At 53.4% G+C, this 19356-nt stretch carries 18 protein-coding genes; 16 read left to right on the plus strand and 2 right to left on the minus strand.

All coding sequences use genetic code 11. The features are described from left to right. Nucleotides 1–711 precede the first annotated feature (711 nt). From OGV85_RS14510 to mgtE, 6 genes are all read left to right on the plus strand, one after another. Nucleotides 712–1809: a porin OmpC gene (locus OGV85_RS14510; RefSeq protein ID WP_061548528.1), complete on the plus strand. Its 1098-nt coding sequence runs from the start codon at nucleotides 712–714 to the stop codon at nucleotides 1807–1809. Nucleotides 1810–1924: 115 nt separating this feature from the next. Next, nucleotides 1925–2977 carry an FAD:protein FMN transferase ApbE gene (gene apbE / locus OGV85_RS14515; RefSeq protein WP_003027586.1) on the plus strand — a complete coding sequence of 351 codons (1053 nt, stop codon included), beginning with the start codon at nucleotides 1925–1927 and terminating at the stop codon, nucleotides 2975–2977. A 79-nt stretch (nucleotides 2978–3056) separates the two neighbouring features. Continuing rightward, complete coding sequence (ada, locus tag OGV85_RS14520; RefSeq protein ID WP_061548529.1) at nucleotides 3057–4121, plus strand: bifunctional DNA-binding transcriptional regulator/O6-methylguanine-DNA methyltransferase Ada; 1065 nt, start codon at nucleotides 3057–3059, stop codon at nucleotides 4119–4121. Next, entirely contained in the window at nucleotides 4121–4771 is a 651-nt protein-coding gene (gene alkB, locus OGV85_RS14525) for a DNA oxidative demethylase AlkB (RefSeq protein WP_057064267.1), read from the plus strand. Before ada ends, alkB begins: the two co-directional genes overlap by 1 nt. Before the next feature lie 75 nt (nucleotides 4772–4846). Continuing rightward, nucleotides 4847–6490, plus strand: coding sequence for a multidrug ABC transporter permease/ATP-binding protein (locus OGV85_RS14530; RefSeq protein WP_054528603.1), 1644 nt, complete (start codon nucleotides 4847–4849; stop codon nucleotides 6488–6490). A gap of 105 nt (nucleotides 6491–6595) precedes the next feature. Continuing rightward, nucleotides 6596–8032 (plus strand): magnesium transporter, encoded by a 1437-nt coding sequence (mgtE, locus tag OGV85_RS14535; RefSeq protein WP_003027576.1) that lies wholly within the window; start codon nucleotides 6596–6598, stop codon nucleotides 8030–8032. Here mgtE and OGV85_RS14540 read toward each other — a convergent pair. Beyond that, entirely contained in the window at nucleotides 7995–9242 is a 1248-nt protein-coding gene (locus OGV85_RS14540; protein ID WP_032950910.1) for a SulP family inorganic anion transporter, read from the minus strand. The genes mgtE and OGV85_RS14540 overlap by 38 nt on opposite strands. Before the next feature lie 278 nt (nucleotides 9243–9520). On the opposite strand from OGV85_RS14540, the gene mqo reads away from it, so the two are divergent. After that, complete coding sequence (mqo, locus tag OGV85_RS14545) at nucleotides 9521–11182, plus strand: malate dehydrogenase (quinone) (RefSeq protein WP_016150680.1); 1662 nt, start codon at nucleotides 9521–9523, stop codon at nucleotides 11180–11182. A gap of 92 nt (nucleotides 11183–11274) precedes the next feature. Here mqo and eco read toward each other — a convergent pair whose 3' ends face one another. Next, a complete protein-coding gene (gene eco, locus OGV85_RS14550; protein WP_003027568.1) occupies nucleotides 11275–11772 on the minus strand; it encodes a serine protease inhibitor ecotin in 498 nt (165 codons plus the stop codon). A 412-nt stretch (nucleotides 11773–12184) separates the two neighbouring features. Here eco and napF point away from each other — a divergent pair, with 412 nt between their 5' ends. The 9 genes from napF to ccmB are packed head-to-tail and all read left to right on the plus strand — an operon-like array spanning nucleotide 12185 to nucleotide 19319. Next, nucleotides 12185–12676 (plus strand): ferredoxin-type protein NapF, encoded by a 492-nt coding sequence (napF, locus tag OGV85_RS14555; RefSeq protein WP_003027564.1) that lies wholly within the window; start codon nucleotides 12185–12187, stop codon nucleotides 12674–12676. After that, complete coding sequence (gene napD / locus OGV85_RS14560) at nucleotides 12666–12929, plus strand: chaperone NapD (protein ID WP_003027560.1); 264 nt, start codon at nucleotides 12666–12668, stop codon at nucleotides 12927–12929. Before napF ends, napD begins: the two co-directional genes overlap by 11 nt. Then, entirely contained in the window at nucleotides 12926–15412 is a 2487-nt protein-coding gene (napA, locus tag OGV85_RS14565; RefSeq protein ID WP_003027558.1) for a nitrate reductase catalytic subunit NapA, read from the plus strand. Before napD ends, napA begins: the two co-directional genes overlap by 4 nt. Before the next feature lie 6 nt (nucleotides 15413–15418). Beyond that, entirely contained in the window at nucleotides 15419–16114 is a 696-nt protein-coding gene (napG, locus tag OGV85_RS14570; RefSeq protein WP_003027555.1) for a ferredoxin-type protein NapG, read from the plus strand. Further along, nucleotides 16101–16964 (plus strand): quinol dehydrogenase ferredoxin subunit NapH, encoded by an 864-nt coding sequence (napH, locus tag OGV85_RS14575; protein WP_003027552.1) that lies wholly within the window; start codon nucleotides 16101–16103, stop codon nucleotides 16962–16964. Before napG ends, napH begins: the two co-directional genes overlap by 14 nt. Then, entirely contained in the window at nucleotides 16961–17410 is a 450-nt protein-coding gene (napB, locus tag OGV85_RS14580) for a nitrate reductase cytochrome c-type subunit (protein WP_003027550.1), read from the plus strand. The genes napH and napB overlap by 4 nt, the downstream gene beginning before the upstream one ends. Nucleotides 17411–17419: 9 nt before the next feature. Beyond that, complete coding sequence (napC, locus tag OGV85_RS14585; RefSeq protein WP_003027548.1) at nucleotides 17420–18022, plus strand: cytochrome c-type protein NapC; 603 nt, start codon at nucleotides 17420–17422, stop codon at nucleotides 18020–18022. 20 nt (nucleotides 18023–18042) lie between these two features. After that, nucleotides 18043–18663, plus strand: coding sequence for a cytochrome c biogenesis heme-transporting ATPase CcmA (gene ccmA / locus OGV85_RS14590; protein WP_003027545.1), 621 nt, complete (start codon nucleotides 18043–18045; stop codon nucleotides 18661–18663). Further along, the gene (gene ccmB, locus OGV85_RS14595; RefSeq protein WP_003027542.1) at nucleotides 18660–19319 is read left to right on the plus strand and encodes a heme exporter protein CcmB; all 660 of its coding nucleotides are present in this window, start codon (nucleotides 18660–18662) and stop codon (nucleotides 19317–19319) included. Before ccmA ends, ccmB begins: the two co-directional genes overlap by 4 nt. Nucleotides 19320–19356: the final 37 nt, after the last annotated feature.

Consider the following 19356-nt stretch of genomic DNA (forward strand, 5'->3'; position numbering starts at 1 on the left):
GAAAGATGAAGGGGCAGTATAAAGGGTAATGTATGAATTACCACACTTACACCGCACGGCAGGGCTTGCATTTTTTACGCCTCATTTGGTTGCAGCCGTGACGGTGCAAAGGTGTACAGTGGATAACGGCGGGTACAAATATTCGTACGGAAAGTATACATTTAGCATTAAATAACAATCAATTATTTGTCAGGCTTATATCTGAGCGCAGTGCTATGAGATAGTTAATAGTCGTTATAGTTTTGCATCGGTAGCACAGAAAGGTAAGTTTTGTGTAAAGAAGGGTAAAAAAAAACCGAACGCTGAGCATTCGGTTGAAATAGGGGTAAACAGACATTCATAAATGAATGACGGTAATAAATAAAGTTAATGATGATAGCGGGTCTATTTTAGTTGCGAGTGAAGATTTTTTTTTGTCATTCAGTGCTATAAGATTTTTTCGTGTAACTTGTTGATTTTAAATAGCATCAATATGATTCTTGATTATTTGTGCTTATTTTGCCTATTTTTTGATTTTAAAAAAGTTCCCTTGCATTAATATTTTGAAACATCTATGCAGATAAATGAAACACCTTAAAAGTTTTAGTATCATATTCGTGTTGGATTATTCTGTGTTTTTGCGGAGAATGAAGTTGCCGACTGGTTAATGACCTTAATCAGTATGCAGTGGCATAAAAAAGCAATAAAGGCATATAACAGAGGGTTAATAACATGAAAGTTAAAGTACTGTCCCTCCTGGTACCAGCACTGCTGGTAGCAGGCGCAGCGAATGCGGCTGAAATTTATAACAAAGACGGCAACAAATTAGACCTGTACGGCAAAGTCGACGGTCTGCACTATTTCTCCGATGACAAAAGCGCTGATGGTGACCAAACCTATATGCGTATCGGCTTCAAAGGCGAAACCCAGGTTAACGACCAACTGACCGGTTACGGTCAGTGGGAATACCAGATTCAGGGTAACTCCTCTGAAAGCGAAAACAACGCCTGGACCCGTGTGGCGTTTGCGGGTCTGAAATTCGCAGACGTGGGTTCATTCGACTACGGTCGTAACTACGGCGTAGTTTACGACGTAACGTCCTGGACCGACGTTCTGCCGGAATTCGGCGGCGACACCTACGGTTCTGACAACTTCATGCAGCAGCGTGGTAACGGCTTCGCGACCTACCGTAACACCGACTTCTTCGGTCTGGTTGATGGCCTGAACTTTGCTCTGCAGTATCAGGGTAAAAACGGTAGCGTTAGCGGCGAAGGCATGACCAATAATGGTCGTGGCGCGCTGAAACAGAACGGCGACGGCGTTGGCGGATCTATCACTTATGATATCGGTGAAGGCTTCTCCCTGGGTACCGCAGTCACCAGCTCCAAACGTACTACCGATCAGAACAACACCGTTAACTACATTGGTAATGGCGACCGTGCTGAAACCTATACCGGTGGTATTAAATACGACGCGAACAACTTCTACTTTGCTACTCAGTACACTCAGACCTACAACGCAACGCGTGCGGGTACTTTGGGCTGGGCTAACAAAGCACAGAACTTCGAAGCGGTTGCTCAGTACCAGTTCGACTTCGGTCTGCGTCCGTCCGTGGCTTACCTGCAGTCTAAAGGTAAAGACCTGGGACGTGGCTATGGCGACCAGGACATCGTGAAATATGTTGATGTTGGCGCGACTTACTACTTCAACAAAAACATGTCCACCTATGTTGATTACAAAATCAACCTGCTGGATGACAATCAGTTCACCCGTGACGCAGGTATCGGTACCGATGATATCGTAGCGCTGGGTCTGGTTTACCAGTTCTAATCTACATTTATTGTTATCAAAGGCCCTGCGGGGCCTTTTTTAATGCTGTTTTTCCGCCGTACAAACAACGATTTTTGGTGTACTCTTGCGCGCGTTCGCATGAGGATAATTACGTATGGAAATGAAATTTTATCGCGCAGCGCTGCTGGCGGTGACGATTTTTTTTGTCGGGTGCGATGAAGCCCCGAAACCTGCTCAGACCACAACGCCAGCCACCGTTCTGGAAGGTAAAACCATGGGCACTTTCTGGCGGGTCAGTGTCGTGGGCGTCGATGCAAAACGCGCCGCAGAACTACAGGTGAAGATCCAGACTCAGCTTGATGCCGATGATCAACTGCTCTCCACCTATAAAAATGACTCTGCATTGATGCGCTTTAACTTATCGAATAGTTTGTCACCATGGCCGGTTAGCGACGCCATGGCGGATATCGTGACCTCGGCGCTACGCATTGGTGCAAAAACCGATGGGGCTATGGATATCACTGTGGGGCCGTTAGTCAACCTGTGGGGCTTTGGCCCGGATCAGCAACCGTTGCATATTCCCACCCAAGGGCAAATTGACGCTGCAAAAGCGCAAACCGGACTTTCACATCTGAAGGTCGTGAATGAAGCGCATCAGAACTACCTGCAAAAAGACTTGCCGGATCTGTATGTGGATCTCTCTACCGTTGGCGAAGGGTACGCCGCCGATCATTTGGCTCGATTAATGGAGCAGGAAGGGATCGCCCGTTATCTGGTTTCCGTTGGTGGTGCGCTAAACAGCCGCGGTATGAATGCTGAAGGGCATCCGTGGCGAGTCGCAATTCAGAAACCGACCGATCGTGAAAACGCGGTGCAGGCGATTGTAGACATTAACGGGCATGGCATTAGCACCTCCGGCAGCTACCGTAACTATTATGAGCTGGATGGCAAGCGTCTTTCCCATGTTATCGATCCGCAAACCGGTCGTCCGATTGAACACAACCTGGTGTCCGTAACGGTGATTGCCCCAACGGCGCTGGAGGCCGATGGCTGGGATACAGGATTGATGGTGCTCGGCCCGGAAAAGGCCAAAGAAGTTGTGCGTCGTGAAGGGCTTGCGGTCTATATGATTATGAAAGAGGGCGAGGGGTTTAAAACCTGGATGTCGCCGCAGTTCAAAAGCTTTCTGGTCAGCGAAAAAAATTAAAAAGCAAGATTGCAGGTTTTTGTATCCGCCTGTGGGGACACACTGAGGCTAAGCGCTATGCTTAACAAAGGAGTCCGAAATGAAAAATCGTTTACGCATCACTGACGATGACCGTTGGCAGTCCGTTTTGGCTCGTGACGCCGACGCCGACGGTCAGTTTGTTTTTGCCGTCCAGACCACCGGTATTTTCTGCCGTCCGTCCTGTCGGGCAAAACATGCGCTGCGCAAAAATGTCTGCTTTTTCTCTGATGCTCAGCAGGCGCAGGCTGCCGGGTTTCGCCCCTGTAAGCGCTGCCAGCCGGATAAAGACAGCGCGCAACAGCATCGACTGGACAAAATTGCCCGCGCCTGCCAGTTGTTGGAGCACGAGTCACCTCTTACGCTGGACGAGTTGGCACAACAGGTGGCAATGAGCCCGTATCACTTACATCGCTTGTTCAAAGCTACGACAGGCATGACCCCGAAAGCGTGGCAGCAGTCCTGGCGTGCCCGCCGTCTGCGCGATGCTCTGGCGAAAGGTGTTCCGGTTACGCAGGCGATTCTCAACGCCGGATTCCCCGACAGCAGCAGCTATTACCGCAAAGCGGATCAGACATTAGGCATGACCGCAAAGCAATTTCGTAAAGGTGGCGACAACGTTTTTGTACGCTATACCCTCGCAGATTGCGCTCTGGGTCGTTGTCTGGTGGCAGAAAGCGAGCGGGGTATCTGTGCGATCTTACTTGGTGATGATGACGCCACGTTAGTTGCGGATCTGCATGAGCTGTTTCCCGCCGCGCAGGATGTTCCTGCAGATGCCGATTTTCAGCAGCACGTGCGCGAAGTGATCGCCGCGATCAACTCGCGTGATGCGTCGCTATCGCTACCCCTGGATATCCGGGGCACCGCATTTCAGCAGCAGGTGTGGCAGGCGCTGCGCGCAATTCCGTGCGGCGAAACAATGAGCTACCAACAGCTGGCCAGCGCCATCGGCAAACCGAAGGCGGTACGCGCGGTGGCCAGTGCCTGTGGGGCCAACAAACTGGCGATTGTTATACCGTGTCACCGGGTGATCCGTGGTGATGGCGCACTTTCGGGCTACCGATGGGGTATTGCGCGCAAGGCGCAGTTACTGCAACGGGAAACTACTGGCGAGGAAACATAATGCTCGATCTTTTTGCGGATGCTAAACCCTGGCAGGAGCCGCTGGCTTCAGGTGCGGTTATTCTGCGACGTTTCGCTTTTGACTCTGCACCCAATTTACTGCAGGCGATAGCGGCTGTCGCCAGACAGTCGCCGTTTCGTCAGATGGTAACGCCCGGCGGCTATACGATGTCGGTGGCAATGACCAACTGCGGCCATCTGGGCTGGACGACGGATCAGCATGGCTATCTTTATTCTCCGTTTGATCCACTCACCGGCGTGCACTGGCCGCCGCTGCCGGATGCATTTGCTGACCTGTGTCAACAGGCGGCGACGGCGGCGGGCTATGCTGATTTTCAACCCGATGCCTGCCTGATTAACCGCTACACGCCAGGGGCAAAACTGTCCTTACATCAGGATAAAGACGAGCCCGACCTGCGGGCGCCGATTGTCTCTGTATCGCTGGGGCTACCGGCCATCTTTCAATTTGGCGGATTGCGCCGTAATGACCCTTTAAAGCGTTTGCTGCTGGAGCATGGCGATGTCGTGGTGTGGGGCGGTAATTCGCGGCTGTTTTATCATGGGATCCAGCCGCTTAAAACGGGGTATCATCCGTTGACCGGAGACTGTCGTTACAATCTGACGTTTCGTCAGGCAGGTAAAAAAGAATAAAAATAAGAATTATTATTGCTGTCAGCGAAGAGATGTTTAAACTGCGGGCTGTTATTACTTGCCCGGGTTGTTCGCATGGAACTTTTACTTCTTGTCTGGCGGCAGTATCGCTGGCCATTTATCAGCGTGATGGCGCTCAGCCTCGCCAGTGCCGCGTTGGGGATTGGGCTGATTGCGTTTATCAACCAGCGTTTGATTGAAACGGTCGACACCACGCTGATGGTGCTACCGGAGTTTCTTGGCCTGCTGCTGTTATTGATGGCCGTCACCCTCGGTTCACAACTGGCGCTCACCACGCTGGGACACCACTTTGTCTACCGACTGCGTAGCGAATTTATCAAACGGATTCTGGACACCCACGTCGAGCGTATCGAACAGCTTGGCAGCGCCTCGTTGCTGGCGGGTTTAACCAGCGACATCCGCAACATCACCATCGCCTTTGTCCGCCTGCCTGAGCTGGTACAGGGGATTATCCTGACCGTCGGATCGGCGGCGTATCTGGCGATGCTGTCGACTAAAATGCTGCTGGTGACGGTAATCTGGATGGCAATCACCATCTGGGGCGGATTTGTGCTGGTGGCGCGGGTGTATAAACACATGGCTACCTTGCGCGAAACTGAAGATAAGTTGTACAACGATTATCAAACGGTGCTGGAAGGGCGCAAAGAGCTGACGCTCAACCGTGAGCGTGCCGAGCATATCTTTAATCAGATGTATGTCCCGGATGCCAAAGAGTACCGTCACCATATTATTCGCGCCGATACTTTCCACCTGAGCGCGGTCAACTGGTCGAACATTATGATGCTGGGCGCCATTGGCCTGGTGTTCTGGATGGCTAACAGTCTGGGATGGGCCGATACCGCCGTAGCGGCGACCTATTCGCTGACGCTGTTATTCCTGCGCACGCCGCTGCTCTCTGCCGTTGGCGCGCTACCGACGCTGCTCACCGCGCAGGTGGCCTTCAACAAGCTGAACAGGTTTGCCCTTGCGCCCTTTAAGGCCGAATTCCCGCGTCCAAATGCGTTTCCGAACTGGCAGACGCTGGAGTTACGTAACGTGGTATTCCACTATCAGGATAACGCCTTCTCCGTTGGACCAGTGAATCTGACGATTCATCGCGGTGAACTGATCTTTCTGATTGGCGGTAACGGTAGCGGGAAATCTACGCTGGCGATGTTACTGACCGGTCTATACCAGCCGCAGTCAGGCGAAATATTGCTTGATGGTAAGGCCGTTGCCGTTGAAAAACCGGAAGACTACCGCAAGCTATTCTCCGCCGTGTTTACTGACGTCTGGCTGTTCGACAAACTGCTGGGGCCGGAAGGTAAAGAGGCTAATCCGCAGTTGGTCGCGAAGTGGCTGGAACATCTGAAGATGGGGCACAAGCTGGAGCTGAGCGATGGCCGTATCCTCAATCTGAAACTGTCGAAAGGGCAGAAGAAACGCGTGGCGCTGCTGCTGGCTCTGGCGGAGGAGCGCGACATCATTCTGCTGGACGAATGGGCTGCCGATCAGGATCCCCATTTCCGCCGGGAGTTCTATCAGGTGCTATTGCCTTTGATGCAGGAAATGGGCAAAACCATTTTCGCCATTAGCCACGACGATCACTATTTTATTCACGCCGATCGTCTGCTGGAAATGCGTAACGGACAGTTGAGTGAACTGCTGGGCGATGAACGTGAAGCCGCCTCGCGTGACGCGGTGGCTCGCACAGCCTGATCCCACGTGCCGCCGGTTTTTTAGCCACCCGGCGGCACTGTTTATTGTTATTTACATAAATCGGCATCATGATTAATGATATTTCATATCATGGATTTATGATTAATGTCCGTAATAAACAAAAACAGCGCCAGGCTGCGTGATGAAGAGCGTGCGCGCCTTATCTGGCTGCTGACCACTGATAAAGCCATTATTTCAACACTGTTGGGCAAGCTTACCCTGGCTGAGCAATATGACGTCGGTACGTTAGCCGACGATATTGCTGAGGTAGGGGCGCTGGTCGCCCACCTGCCGCCTCCCGATTTAGCCGATACCCTCGAAGCATTACCTTCAGAAGAGCGTCACGCCCTGTGGCGACTGGTCGAAAGTGAAAAGCGTGGTAACGTCCTGCTTGAGGCGTCTGAAAACGTCTGGGACGACCTGATCGATGAGATGAGTGACCGCGAAATACTGGATGCGCTGCAATATCTCGATATCGATGAACAGATTTATCTGGTGCAGCATCTCCCGCGTAACCTCACTGGACGGTTGCTGGCGACGTTACCAGCCGAAGAGCGGGCGCGTGTCCGCCAGGTAATGCATTACGAGAAGAATCGCGTCGGCGCGATTATGGAGTTCGAAGTCATCACCGTGCGTCCGGACGTGACGCTGGAAGTGGTGCAACGCTACCTGCGACGGTTGGGCAAAATGCCGGAGAACACCGATAAACTCTTCGTGACCGATCGCAATAAAGTGCTGGTTGGCGAATTGACGCTAACCTGTATTCTGCTCAATGATGTGCAACGCAAAGTCAGCGAGGTGATGGAAGATGACCCGCTCACCTTTTCTCCGGACGATATCGCTGAAAACGCTGCACGTACCTTCGAACGTGACGACCTGGTCAGTGCTGCAGTCGTTGACCCTTCAGGCAAGCTGATGGGCCGCTTAACTATCGATGAGATCGTCGATGTGGTTTATGAAGAAACTGATACCGATTTACGTCGAATGGGGGGCTTAAGCGCCGGAGAGGATGTGTTTGCGCCCGTTACCAAAGCGGTAAAAACCCGTTGGGCGTGGCTGGCCGTTAACCTCTGTACCGCCTTTATCGCCTCGCGGGTGATCGACGGTTTTGAACATACGATTTCGCAACTGGTGGCGCTGGCCTCGCTGATGCCAATTGTGGCGGGAATTGGCGGCAATACCGGGAATCAAACCATCACCATGATCGTTCGAGCGCTGGCGCTACAAAATATTCAGCCGGGGAACCTGACGTTTTTGATCCTGCGCGAAATGGGCGTGGCAGTGATTAATGGCCTCGTATGGGGCGGAATTATGGGCGGTATTACTTGGTGGCTGTACGATGACATGGCGCTCGGCGGAGTAATGACCCTGGCGATGATGCTTAATTTGTTGATGGCAGCATTAATGGGGGTCATCATTCCGATGACGATGGTGAAGCTCGGGCGCGACCCGGCGGTCGGCTCGAGCGTGATGATTACGGCTATCACCGATACCGGGGGATTCTTTATTTTTCTCGGTCTGGCAACGCTGTTTCTGATGTAGCTGCGCGTTTGTTTCTGACGATACGCGGCAGAATGAGCATCGCCATTACCCCGGCAACCACGCCAATCGCCAGGTTGCCGGTGGACACCGTGGCAGCGACGGTCACCAGCATCACCAGCGTTTCAGTGACGGGGAGTTTCCTCAGCGTGGTGGGCTGAATGCTGTGCCAACTGAAGGTTTTTACCGCCACAATCGCCATAATTCCCGCCAGCACCGACATGGGTATTTCTGCCATCACTTCGCTTAATCCAGTGACTAACAGTAGTAATACCAGTCCGGCGGCAACCGTCGAGACGCGGCTGCGTCCTTTGCCCATCTCGACGTTAACGATGGTTTGACCAATCATCGCGCACCCGGCGATGCCGCCATAAAATCCGGCCAGAATATTGGCTATCCCCAGCCCAGCACTCTCGCGATTCTTATTCGACGGCGTCACCGTCAGGTCATCCACCAGACGGGCAGTTAACAGCGACTCCATCAAACCAACAAAAGCGATGCTCAGCGCGCAGGGCCAGATAATCGCTAGCGTTTGCAGGTTGAGCGGAACCAACAACTGGGTGAAACCCGGCAGGCCGCCGCTCATCGAACCTTCGTCACCGACGGTCGGTAACAGTTGCCCGCTGGTGACAGTGAATAAGGTCAGTAGCACGATGGCGATAAGCGGTGCGGGGATGGCTTTAATAAACCGCGGAACCCACAGCACAATCAGCAGCGTCAGGACAAACAGCCCCCAGATGAGCGGGCTTTTCCCCCAGAAATGAGGGACCTGGGCAAAGAAAATCAAAATACCTAGTGCGTTGACAAATCCGGTCATCACCGCCGTAGGGATGAATCGCATCAGACGTGCCATTCCCAATACACCAAACAGGATCTGAATCATCCCGGCCAGCACCACTGCAGGCAGGATGTATTGCACGCCGTGTTGATGCACCATCGGACCAATCACCAGCGCAACCGATCCTGCAGCGGCGGTAACCATTGCGGGACGACCACCTAAAAAGGACATCGCCAGGCACAGTACGACGGAGGCGATCAGACTGACTTTAGGATCAACGCCTGCGATAACGGAAAACGAAATCACTTCCGGGATCAGCGCCAGGGCGGTTACCACACCGGCCAGTGTTTCGCGAACCAGCAGACGGGGTTGGCGGAGCACGGCACGGGTCGCGTTTTCCGCGACTGCGACAGAGGAATGTTGAGTTGCAGACATAGTTACACTCAGGTCAAAAATGGCCTGATACAGCAGACCGACAGGCATCCGTGCGGTGAATAGCAAAGCGCAGCATAGTACCCGTCTGACGGACTGGTTTCCAGAAATGATTGTCAATAACCGTATAAACTATCAACGTATTAATAACATTTTTAAAAATTAAATATAATTTATAAACAATATTTAATTATTTTTACTTAAGTGTTACCGTTGATGCCGCTCGATTTTCACCTGCATTAAAAGCAAAAAAGCGATACTAAAAGTAAGGCATTAACATTATGAAAAAAGTGACTGCCATGCTCTTCACCATGGCTGTAGGGCTGAATGTTGTCTCGATGGCGGCAAAAGCGAAAGCGGCGGAAGAGCAGGAAACGGATGTACTGTTGATTGGCGGCGGCATCATGAGCGCCACGCTGGGAACCTATTTACAGGAGCTGGAGCCGCAATGGTCAATGACCATGGTTGAGCGACTGGATGGTGTAGCGCAGGAAAGCTCAAACGGCTGGAACAACGCCGGAACGGGACACTCCGCACTGATGGAGCTGAACTACACGCCTAAAAAGGCAGACGGTAGCATCAGCATTGAAAAGGCAGTCGACATTAACGAAGCCTTCCAGATTTCCCGCCAGTTTTGGGCATATCAGGTTAATAATGGCGTGATGCATGAACCACGCTCGTTTATCACTACCGTTCCGCACATGAGTTTTGTCTGGGGTGACGAGAACGTCAACTTCCTGCGTGCCCGTTACGCCGCATTGCAACAGAGCACGTTATTCCGCGGTATGCGTTATTCTGAAGATCACGCGCAGATTAAAGAGTGGGCGCCGCTGGTCATGGAAGGTCGTGATCCAAAACAGAAAGTCGCAGCAACGCGTACCGAGATTGGTACTGACGTGAACTACGGCGAAATCACGCGCCAGTTGATTACCTCATTGCAGAAAAAGCCCAACTTTGCGCTGCAGTTGAGCACCGAAGTGCGCGGTTTTAAGCGTAATGCCGACAATAGCTGGACGGTCACGGTCGCCGATCTGAAAAATAACGAAGCGGAACATGATATCAAGGCGAAGTTTGTCTTTATCGGTGCCGGTGGCGCTGCGCTGAAGCTGTTGCAGGAAACCGACATTCCGGAAGCGAAAGGCTATGCCGGATTCCCGGTGGGCGGGCAGTTCCTGGTTGCGGACAATCCGGACGTAGTCAACCGCCACCTGGCGAAAGTGTACGGTCAGGCCTCCGTTGGCGCGCCGCCGATGTCCGTACCGCACATCGACACGCGTATCCTTGATGGCAAGCGCGTTGTGCTGTTTGGGCCATTCGCGACATTCTCCACCAAGTTCCTGAAAAACGGTTCATTGTGGGATCTGCTTAGCTCGACCACCACGTCGAACTTTATGCCGATGGTCAACGTGGGTCTGGATAACTTCGATCTGGTGAAATATCTGGTGAGCCAGGTGATGCTCAGCGACGACGACCGTTTTGCTGCGCTGCAAGAGTACTATCCGCAGGCGAAAAAAGAAGACTGGCGTTTATGGCAGGCGGGCCAGCGTGTGCAGATCATCAAAAGCGATGCGGAGAAGGGCGGCGTGTTGCGTCTGGGTACTGAAGTCGTCAGCGATAAAGAAGGCACGATTGCTGCGCTGCTGGGAGCTTCTCCGGGCGCATCAACCGCGGCACCGATCATGCTGCATCTGATGGAAAAAGTGTTTAAAGATAAAGTGGCCAGCCCCGAGTGGCAGGCGAAGCTGAAAACCATCATTCCGTCTTATGGTACTAAGCTGAACGGTAACGTTGAGGCTACGGAACAAGAGCTGCAGTACACCAGTGAGGTTCTGGGTCTGAAATATGACAAGCCGCAGGTTGCTGATGAAGCGCCGAAACCACAGCTGAAACCTCAGGCACAACCGCAGCCTGAACAGAAAGCCGTCGCGGATATCGCACTGTAAATACAATGCCGGATGGCGCTGCGCTTATCCGGCCTGTTTTATGCGTCTGTAGGCCGGATAAGGCGGTACGCCGCCATCCGGCACATCCTGACTTAGCGCGCGACTGCGTCCTGAATTTTATCTTCTGCTTTCCAGATACGGTATTTAACGTCCACGTTTTCCGGGGTGTAGACCACAATCGGCAGCTTGCTGTTGTAACGGAGCATGCCGTCATCACCCAGATACGCAGTAATGAATTTCTTCTCTTTCTTACCGTCCGGGCAGGCCATCATGGTTGAAACCGGAGATGTGACTTTGTCGAAGACGTAGTAGTCATATCCCCAACCTTCCAGCGTTTTGCTGTCCAGTTCGCCGCCAAGGCGGTGTTGGTTGCAGTCAACTTCCAGCGTTTGTCCGATCAGCAGTTCTACTTTCAGAGTAGATTCATCTTTCTCAGGGGTAAGCTGGATAACCTGGCGCTTCATACCCTTTTCCGCCTTAGGATAAGGGGCGACTTTTTCCAGCGGTTGAGCGCCGGCTTCGTTACTGGCAGCCCATGCAGAGGTGCTGGCAAAGGCGGCGAAAAGTACGGCAGGGACAATTGTCTTCATCTTATTGTTCACAGTGTTTCCTTTCTTCTGTCTTTTGAACGAGTCTGGGGCAGGTTAACATATTCGCATCATCAATTAATCTGTATTTACTTATATTTTAAGTGTATCTAGCAATGGTTTACGTTCAATGTAGTGATATATTCTAAGAATTATCTTAAATGTAAGATTATTCTCTTAATATTGAACCGCTATATACATGGCTATATAACTCATTGAAATGTGAGCAAAAGCGCATTTTTTCCCGCCAACTCAACACTCCTTTGATCCGGCAACAGCATTTACCCCAATTGGGGTATGCACCTCTAACACATCCTGAAATATCTTACGGCTAAAAATAACTACTCATAAATAGTGCAGTTTTTTATGTCGTTCAACCCGCCGAGGGAGGGCGTCATTATGGAAGGACAATGTCATGGTTGATTTATCCCGTCGAGGCATGTTGACAGGCAGTTGGCGAAACGCCAGCGCAGGGATCCGTCCGCCGTGGAGCAAGGAAGACTCTCACTTTCTGGCCCATTGCCTCCGTTGTGACGCCTGCATCCAGGCGTGCGAAACCGACATCCTGCAGCGAGGCCAGGGTGGTTACCCGAGCGTAAATTTCAAACACGGCGAGTGCAGCTTTTGCTATGCCTGCGCAGAAGCCTGTCCCGAATCACTTTTTCTTCCGCGCCACACCAGGGCATGGGATCTGAACTTTACGATTGGGGAAAACTGTCTCGCACATCAGTCAGTTGAATGTCACCGCTGTCAGGATAGCTGTGAGCCCATGGCAATAACCTTTCGCCCCACGCTGTCCGGCATTTATCAGCCGCAGCTCGACAATCAGGACTGTAACGGATGTGGCGCCTGTGTCGCTATCTGCCCGGTATCAGCCATTAACGCGGAGTACAACCATGGACAATAACTGGCAGGTCTGCAGCCTGGTCGTTCAGGCCAAAAGCCAGCATATCAACGATATCGCCACGCAGTTGCGTTCCTTTCCCGGTTGCGAAGTTGCCCTCAGCGATGTGGAAAGTGGTCAGTTGATTGTGGTGGTGGAAGCTGAGCAAAGTGAAACGCTAATGAAAACAATTGAGTCAGTGCGCAACGTTGCGGGCGTGCTGGCGGTGTCGCTGGTTTATCACCAGCAGGATGAGCAAGGTGAGGAAACACCATGAAACTCAGTCGTCGTAGCTTTATGAAAGCTAACGCCGTTGCGGCCGCTGCGGCGGCTGCCGGGTTAAGCGTGCCGGGCGTTGCCCGCGCGGTAGTCGGTCAGCAAGAAGCCATCAAATGGGACAAAGCCCCGTGCCGTTTTTGCGGGACGGGCTGCGGCGTATTGGTCGGAACGCAGCAAGGGCGTGTTGTGGCATGCCAGGGCGATCCGGATGCGCCGGTTAACCGTGGGCTTAACTGCATCAAAGGTTACTTCCTGCCGAAAATCATGTACGGGAAAGACCGTTTAACGCAGCCGATGCTGCGCATGAAAGACGGCAAATATCACAAAGAAGGCGAGTTCACCCCGATTAGCTGGGACCAGGCTTTTGACGTGATGGAAGAGAAATTCAAAACGTCGATGAAAGAGAAAGGCCCGGAATCTATCGGCATGTTCGGCTCTGGCCAGTGGACGATTTGGGAAGGTTATGCCGCTGCCAAATTGTTTAAAGCGGGTTTCCGTTCCAATAACATCGACCCGAACGCACGTCACTGCATGGCCTCAGCGGTAGTCGGCTTTATGCGTACCTTCGGTATGGATGAACCGATGGGCTGCTATGACGATATCGAACATGCAGACGCCTTCGTCCTGTGGGGCGCGAATATGGCAGAGATGCACCCGATCCTGTGGTCGCGCATCACCAACCGTCGTCTGTCCGATCCTAACGTCAACGTCGCGGTTCTCTCCACTTTCCAGCACCGCAGCTTTGAGCTGGCGGATAACGGTATGGTCTTCACGCCGCAAACCGATCTGGTGATCCTCAACTACATCGCGAACTACATCATTCAAAACAATGCGATTAACCAGGATTTCTTTAGCAAGCACGTCAACCTGCGTAAAGGCGTGACGGACATCGGCTACGGTCTGCGTCCGACCCATCCGCTGGAAAAAGCGGCGAAAAACCCGGGATCCGATGCCTCTGAACCGATGAGCTTTGAGGATTACAAAGCCTTCGTTGCTGAGTACACGCTGGATAAAACCGCCGAAATGACCGGCGTACCAAAAGATCAGCTGGAACAACTGGCGCAGCTGTATGCCGATCCGAAGAAAAAAGTCATCTCCTACTGGACGATGGGCTTTAACCAGCACACCCGCGGCGTATGGGCTAACAACCTGGTCTATAACCTGCACTTGCTGACTGGCAAAATCTCCCAGCCAGGCTGCGGCCCGTTCTCTCTGACCGGCCAGCCTTCCGCATGCGGCACCGCGCGTGAAGTCGGTACATTCTCCCATCGTCTGCCTGCGGACATGGTGGTGACAAACGAAAAACACCGCGATATCTGCGAGAAGCACTGGAATATTCCGTCAGGGACCATTCCGGCAAAAATCGGTCTGCACGCCGTGGCGCAAGACCGCGCGCTGAAAGATGGCAAGCTCAATGTCTACTGGGCGATGTGTACAAACAACATGCAGGCTGGTCCGAACATCAATGAGGAGCGTATGCCGGGCTGGCGCGATCCGCGTAACTTCATCATCGTCTCCGATCCGTACCCGACGGTCAGCGCCTTGTCTGCTGACCTGATCCTGCCGACAGCGATGTGGGTAGAGAAAGAAGGTGCCTACGGTAACGCTGAACGCCGTACACAGTTCTGGCGTCAGCAGATTAAAGCACCGGGCGAATCGAAGTCGGATCTGTGGCAACTGGTGCAGTTCTCTCGTCGCTTCAAAACAGAAGAAGTGTGGCCCGAAGAGCTGTTGGCACAAAAACCGGAGCTGCGTGGCAAAACGCTGTATGACGTGCTGTTTGCCACGCCAGCAGTGACAAAATTCCCGGTGACTGAACTGGCTGAAGATCAACTGAATGATGAATCCCGCGAGCTGGGCTTCTATCTGCAAAAAGGGTTGTTCGAAGAGTACGCCTGGTTTGGTCGCGGTCACGGGCATGACCTTGCGCCATTTGACGATTACCACAAAGCCCGCGGTTTACGCTGGCCGGTCGTCGAAGGCAAAGAGACCCAGTGGCGCTACAGCGAAGGCAACGACCCTTACGTGAAAGCAGGTGAAAGCTACAAGTTCTACGGTAAACCGGACGGTAAAGCGGTTATCTTCGCGCTGCCGTTTGAGCCTGCTGCTGAAGCGCCGGATAAAGAATATGACCTGTGGCTATCCACCGGACGTGTTCTGGAACACTGGCATACCGGCAGTATGACGCGTCGTGTGCCTGAACTGCACCGCGCTTTCCCGGAAGCTGTGCTGTTTATCCACCCGCTGGATGCAAAAGCACGCGATCTGCGTCGTGGCGATAAGGTCAAAGTGATTTCCCGTCGTGGCGAAGTGATTTCGATTGTTGAAACACGCGGTCGTAACCGTCCGCCGCAGGGGCTGGTGTACATGCCGTTCTTCGACGCCGCACAGCTGGTGAACAACCTGACGCTGGATGCGACGGATCCGCTCTCCAAAGAGACGGATTTCAAGAAGTGCGCCGTAAAACTGGCGAAGGTGTAACGCGTTATGTCCCGGTCAGCAAAACCCCAAAATGGCCGCCGCCGCTTTCTGCGCGATATGGTTCGCGCAGCGGGCGGGCTGGCCGTCGTTGGCGTGGCGCTGGGGTTGCAACAACAAACCGCACGCGCAACCGGCGTGCGGTTGCGCCCGCCAGGTGCACTGAGCGAGGAGGCATTTGCCAGCGCTTGCGTACGTTGCGGTCAGTGCGTTCAGGCATGTCCGTATGACACGCTGAAGCTGGCGACGCTGGCCTCCGGGCTGGCGGCTGGTACGCCATATTTTATCGCCCGTGATATTCCCTGCGAAATGTGTGAGGACATTCCGTGCGCCAAAGTCTGCCCCAGCGGCGCGTTGGACAGAGAAATTGAATCCATTGACGATTCGCGTATGGGGCTGGCGGTACTGCTGGATCACGAAAACTGCCTCAACTACCAGGGATTACGCTGTGATGTTTGCTATCGCGAGTGCCCGAAAATCGATGAGGCGATCACCCTGGAGCTGGACCGTAACATGCGTACCGGCAAGCATGCGCGGTTTATTCCTACCGTGCACAGCGATGCCTGTACCGGCTGTGGGAAATGCGAAAAAGTCTGCGTACTGGAGCAGCCAGCAATAAAAGTGCTGCCATTGTCGCTGGCGAAAGGGGAGTTAGGACACCATTACCGCTTCGGTTGGCTGGAGGGGAACAATGGCAAATCGTAAACGTGATGCCGGGCGTGAAGCACAGGCAAAAAAAGGATGGTGGAAGAGTCATCGCTGGCTGCTGCTGCGTCGTCTGAGTCAGTTTCTGATACTGGCGATGTTCCTTAGCGGCCCGTGGCTTGGTGTTTGGATCCTGCATGGCAACTACAGTAGCAGCCTGTTGCTGGACGCTATCCCATTCACCGATCCGCTGATTACTCTGCAAAGCCTTGCCAGCGGGCATCTGCCGGCGACGGTGGCGTTAACGGGGGCAGCCATCATTACGGTGCTGTATGCCCTGGCCGGTAAGCGACTGTTTTGCAGTTGGGTTTGTCCCATGAACCCGGTCACCGATTTAGCCAGCTGGTTGCGCAGAAGGTTTGACCTGAATCAGTCCGCAACCCTGCCGCGCCATATACGGTACGTCCTGCTGGTGGTTATCCTGGTCGGTTCCGCCCTGACCGGTACGCTGCTGTGGGAGTGGATAAACCCGGTTTCTTTGCTGGGACGTAGCCTGGTAATGGGATTCGGTAGCGGAGCGCTGCTGATCCTCGCGCTGTTTTTATTTGATTTACTGGTCGTTGAGCATGGCTGGTGCGGGCATCTCTGCCCACTGGGTGCGCTGTATAGCGTGGTGGGAAGCAAAGGTGCATTAACCGTTTCGGCAAAAGAACGTAACAGATGTAACCGCTGTATGGATTGTTTTCATGTTTGCCCGGAACCGCATGTGCTACGTGCGCCGGTGCTGGATGAGCAAAGTCCGGTGCAGGTAACCAGTCGCGATTGCATGGCCTGCGGTCGCTGTGTGGATGTCTGTTCTGAGGATGTTTTTACAATAACAACACGATGGAGTTCGGGAGCGAAATCATGAAAAGCCATGACCTGATTAAAGCGCTGAGTCAATGGATGGCCGCGCTGGCCTTGCTAGTCAGTGGGGCAGTTTGGGCTGCAAACGGAGTGGATCTGAGCCAGTCACCGGAAGTCTCAGGAACACAGGAAGGGGCGATTCGCATGCCGAAAGAGCAAGAGCGCATGCCGCTGAACTATGTGAATCAGCCGCCGATGGTTCCGCATAGCGTTGAAGGGTATCAGGTGACGACGAACACTAACCGGTGCCTGCAATGCCACGGTGTGGAAAGCTATCGCACCACCGGTGCGCCGCGCATCAGCCCGACGCACTTTATGGACAGCGACGGCAAGGTATTGGCTGAGGTTGCGCCGCGTCGTTATTTCTGCCTGCAATGTCACGTTCCGCAGGCTGACGCCGCGCCGATTGTTGAAAATACCTTCACCCCCTCGAAAGGTTACGGGAAATAAGAGGTCATTATGGAAAATTCTAACCGTAAACCAGGCTGGATTAAGCGCGTCTGGCAATGGTGGCGTCGCCCCAGCCGTCTGGCGCTCGGCACGCTGTTGTTAATCGGCTTTGTGGGCGGCATTATTTTCTGGGGCGGCTTTAATACCGGTATGGAAAAGGCCAATACAGAAGAGTTCTGCATTAGCTGTCACGAAATGCGCAATACGGTGTACCAGGAATACATGGAAACCGTACACTACAACAACCGCAGTGGTGTGCGAGCGACTTGCCCTGATTGCCACGTCCCACACGAGTGGGGCCCGAAAATGATCCGTAAGATCAAGGCCAGTAAAGAGCTGTACGCGAAAGCACTGGGGTTAATAGATACACCGCAGAAATTTGAAGATCATCGTTTAACGATGGCGCAAAATGAGTGGCGGCGTATGAAAGATAACAATTCGCAAGAGTGTCGAAACTGTCACAACTTCGAGTTTATGGATTTAACCGCCCAGAAAGGCGTCGCGGCCAAAATGCACGACCAGGCCGTGAAAGACGGGCAAACCTGTATTGACTGCCATAAAGGGATAGCGCACAAACTGCCTGATATGCGCGAAGTCAAACCGGGCTTTTAACAGGATGTAGATAACCAGGTATGCTTGAAGCCAGAGAATTACTTTGCGAGCGGGATGACAGAATACTATTCAGCGAGTTGTCATTTCGCGTCAACGCAGGGGAATGGGTACAAATTACCGGCAGCAACGGCGCAGGGAAAACCACTCTGCTGCGGTTGCTTACCGGGCTGGCGCGTCCCGACGCAGGGGAGGTTTGCTGGCAAGAGCAACCTCTGCATCACGTGCGGGACAGCTACCATCAGCAACTACTGTGGATCGGACATCAGCCGGGGATAAAAACCCGGCTTTCGGCGTTGGAGAACCTGCGTTTCTTCCATCATGACGGCGACATCGCGCAGTGTCTGGCTGCGCTGGCGCAGGCGGGACTTGCCGGATATGAAGATATCCCAGTGAACCAACTTTCCGCCGGACAACAGCGGCGCGTGGCGCTGGCCCGTTTGTGGCTGACCCGCGCCCGACTGTGGATCCTCGATGAACCCTTTACCGCCATTGATGTTAACGGCGTTGAGCGACTGACTCAGCGTATGGCGCAGCATACGGAGCAGGGCGGTATTGTTATTCTCACCACCCACCAACCGCTCAATGTTGAAACCGATAAAGTGCGACGTATTGCGCTGACCAGTGAGAGGGCAACGCAATGATGTGGCGAATCTTTCGTTTAGAACTGCGAGTTGCGTTTCGTCATAGTGCGGAAATTGCTAATCCTTTATGGTTCTTCCTGATTGTTATTACGCTGTTCCCCCTGAGTATTGGGCCGGAGCCACAGCTGCTGGCGCGCATAGCGCCGGGCATCATCTGGGTTGCGGCGCTACTGGCGTCATTGCTGGCGCTGGAACGGCTATTTCGTGATGACTTACAGGATGGCAGCCTTGAGCAACTGATGCTGCTGCCGTTACCGCTACCGGCCGTGGTGCTGGCGAAAGTGATGGCGCACTGGGTCGTGACAGGTCTGCCGCTGCTGATCCTCTCGCCGCTGGTGGCGCTGTTGCTGGGCATGGATATGTACGGCTGGAAAATTATGGCGCTGACCTTGTTACTCGGAACGCCGACGCTGGGTTTTCTCGGCGCGCCGGGCGTGGGGTTGACGGTGGGCTTAAAGCGCGGCGGCGTGCTGTTAAGCGTGCTGGTACTCCCGCTCACCATACCCTTACTGATTTTTGCGACCGCCGCGATGGATGCGGCTTCTATGCACTTACCGGTTGAAGGGTACATGGCGATTCTGGGGGCGTTGCTGGTCGGCAGCGCCACGTTAAGCCCGTTTGCCACAGCCGCGGCGTTACGGATAAGCGTGCAGTAACGAGAATTAGATGTGCAGGCCGGGCAAGGCGCTCCGG

The organism is Citrobacter sp. Cf132 (assembly GCF_030333885.1).
Taxonomy (GTDB): Bacteria; Pseudomonadota; Gammaproteobacteria; order Enterobacterales; family Enterobacteriaceae; genus Citrobacter; species Citrobacter freundii.

Bases quoted from the DNA above. Each gene is read 5' to 3' on its own strand.
- mgtE (WP_003027576.1), top strand. From the start codon at position 6,596: ATGTCCGTAATAAACAAAAACAGCGCCAGGCTGCGTGATGAAGAGCGT.
- napD (WP_003027560.1), top strand. From the start codon at position 12,666: ATGGACAATAACTGGCAGGTCTGCAGCCTGGTCGTTCAGGCCAAAAGC.
- napF (WP_003027564.1), top strand. From the start codon at position 12,185: ATGGTTGATTTATCCCGTCGAGGCATGTTGACAGGCAGTTGGCGAAAC.
- eco (WP_003027568.1), bottom strand. From the start codon at position 11,772: ATGAAGACAATTGTCCCTGCCGTACTTTTCGCCGCCTTTGCCAGCACC.
- ccmA (WP_003027545.1), top strand. From the start codon at position 18,043: ATGCTTGAAGCCAGAGAATTACTTTGCGAGCGGGATGACAGAATACTA.
- mqo (WP_016150680.1), top strand. From the start codon at position 9,521: ATGAAAAAAGTGACTGCCATGCTCTTCACCATGGCTGTAGGGCTGAAT.
- OGV85_RS14530 (WP_054528603.1), top strand. From the start codon at position 4,847: ATGGAACTTTTACTTCTTGTCTGGCGGCAGTATCGCTGGCCATTTATC.
- napH (WP_003027552.1), top strand. From the start codon at position 16,101: ATGGCAAATCGTAAACGTGATGCCGGGCGTGAAGCACAGGCAAAAAAA.
- alkB (WP_057064267.1), top strand. From the start codon at position 4,121: ATGCTCGATCTTTTTGCGGATGCTAAACCCTGGCAGGAGCCGCTGGCT.
- OGV85_RS14540 (WP_032950910.1), bottom strand. From the start codon at position 9,242: ATGTCTGCAACTCAACATTCCTCTGTCGCAGTCGCGGAAAACGCGACC.
- napB (WP_003027550.1), top strand. From the start codon at position 16,961: ATGAAAAGCCATGACCTGATTAAAGCGCTGAGTCAATGGATGGCCGCG.
- napC (WP_003027548.1), top strand. From the start codon at position 17,420: ATGGAAAATTCTAACCGTAAACCAGGCTGGATTAAGCGCGTCTGGCAA.
- OGV85_RS14510 (WP_061548528.1), top strand. From the start codon at position 712: ATGAAAGTTAAAGTACTGTCCCTCCTGGTACCAGCACTGCTGGTAGCA.
- napA (WP_003027558.1), top strand. From the start codon at position 12,926: ATGAAACTCAGTCGTCGTAGCTTTATGAAAGCTAACGCCGTTGCGGCC.
- apbE (WP_003027586.1), top strand. From the start codon at position 1,925: ATGGAAATGAAATTTTATCGCGCAGCGCTGCTGGCGGTGACGATTTTT.
- ccmB (WP_003027542.1), top strand. From the start codon at position 18,660: ATGATGTGGCGAATCTTTCGTTTAGAACTGCGAGTTGCGTTTCGTCAT.
- ada (WP_061548529.1), top strand. From the start codon at position 3,057: ATGAAAAATCGTTTACGCATCACTGACGATGACCGTTGGCAGTCCGTT.
- napG (WP_003027555.1), top strand. From the start codon at position 15,419: ATGTCCCGGTCAGCAAAACCCCAAAATGGCCGCCGCCGCTTTCTGCGC.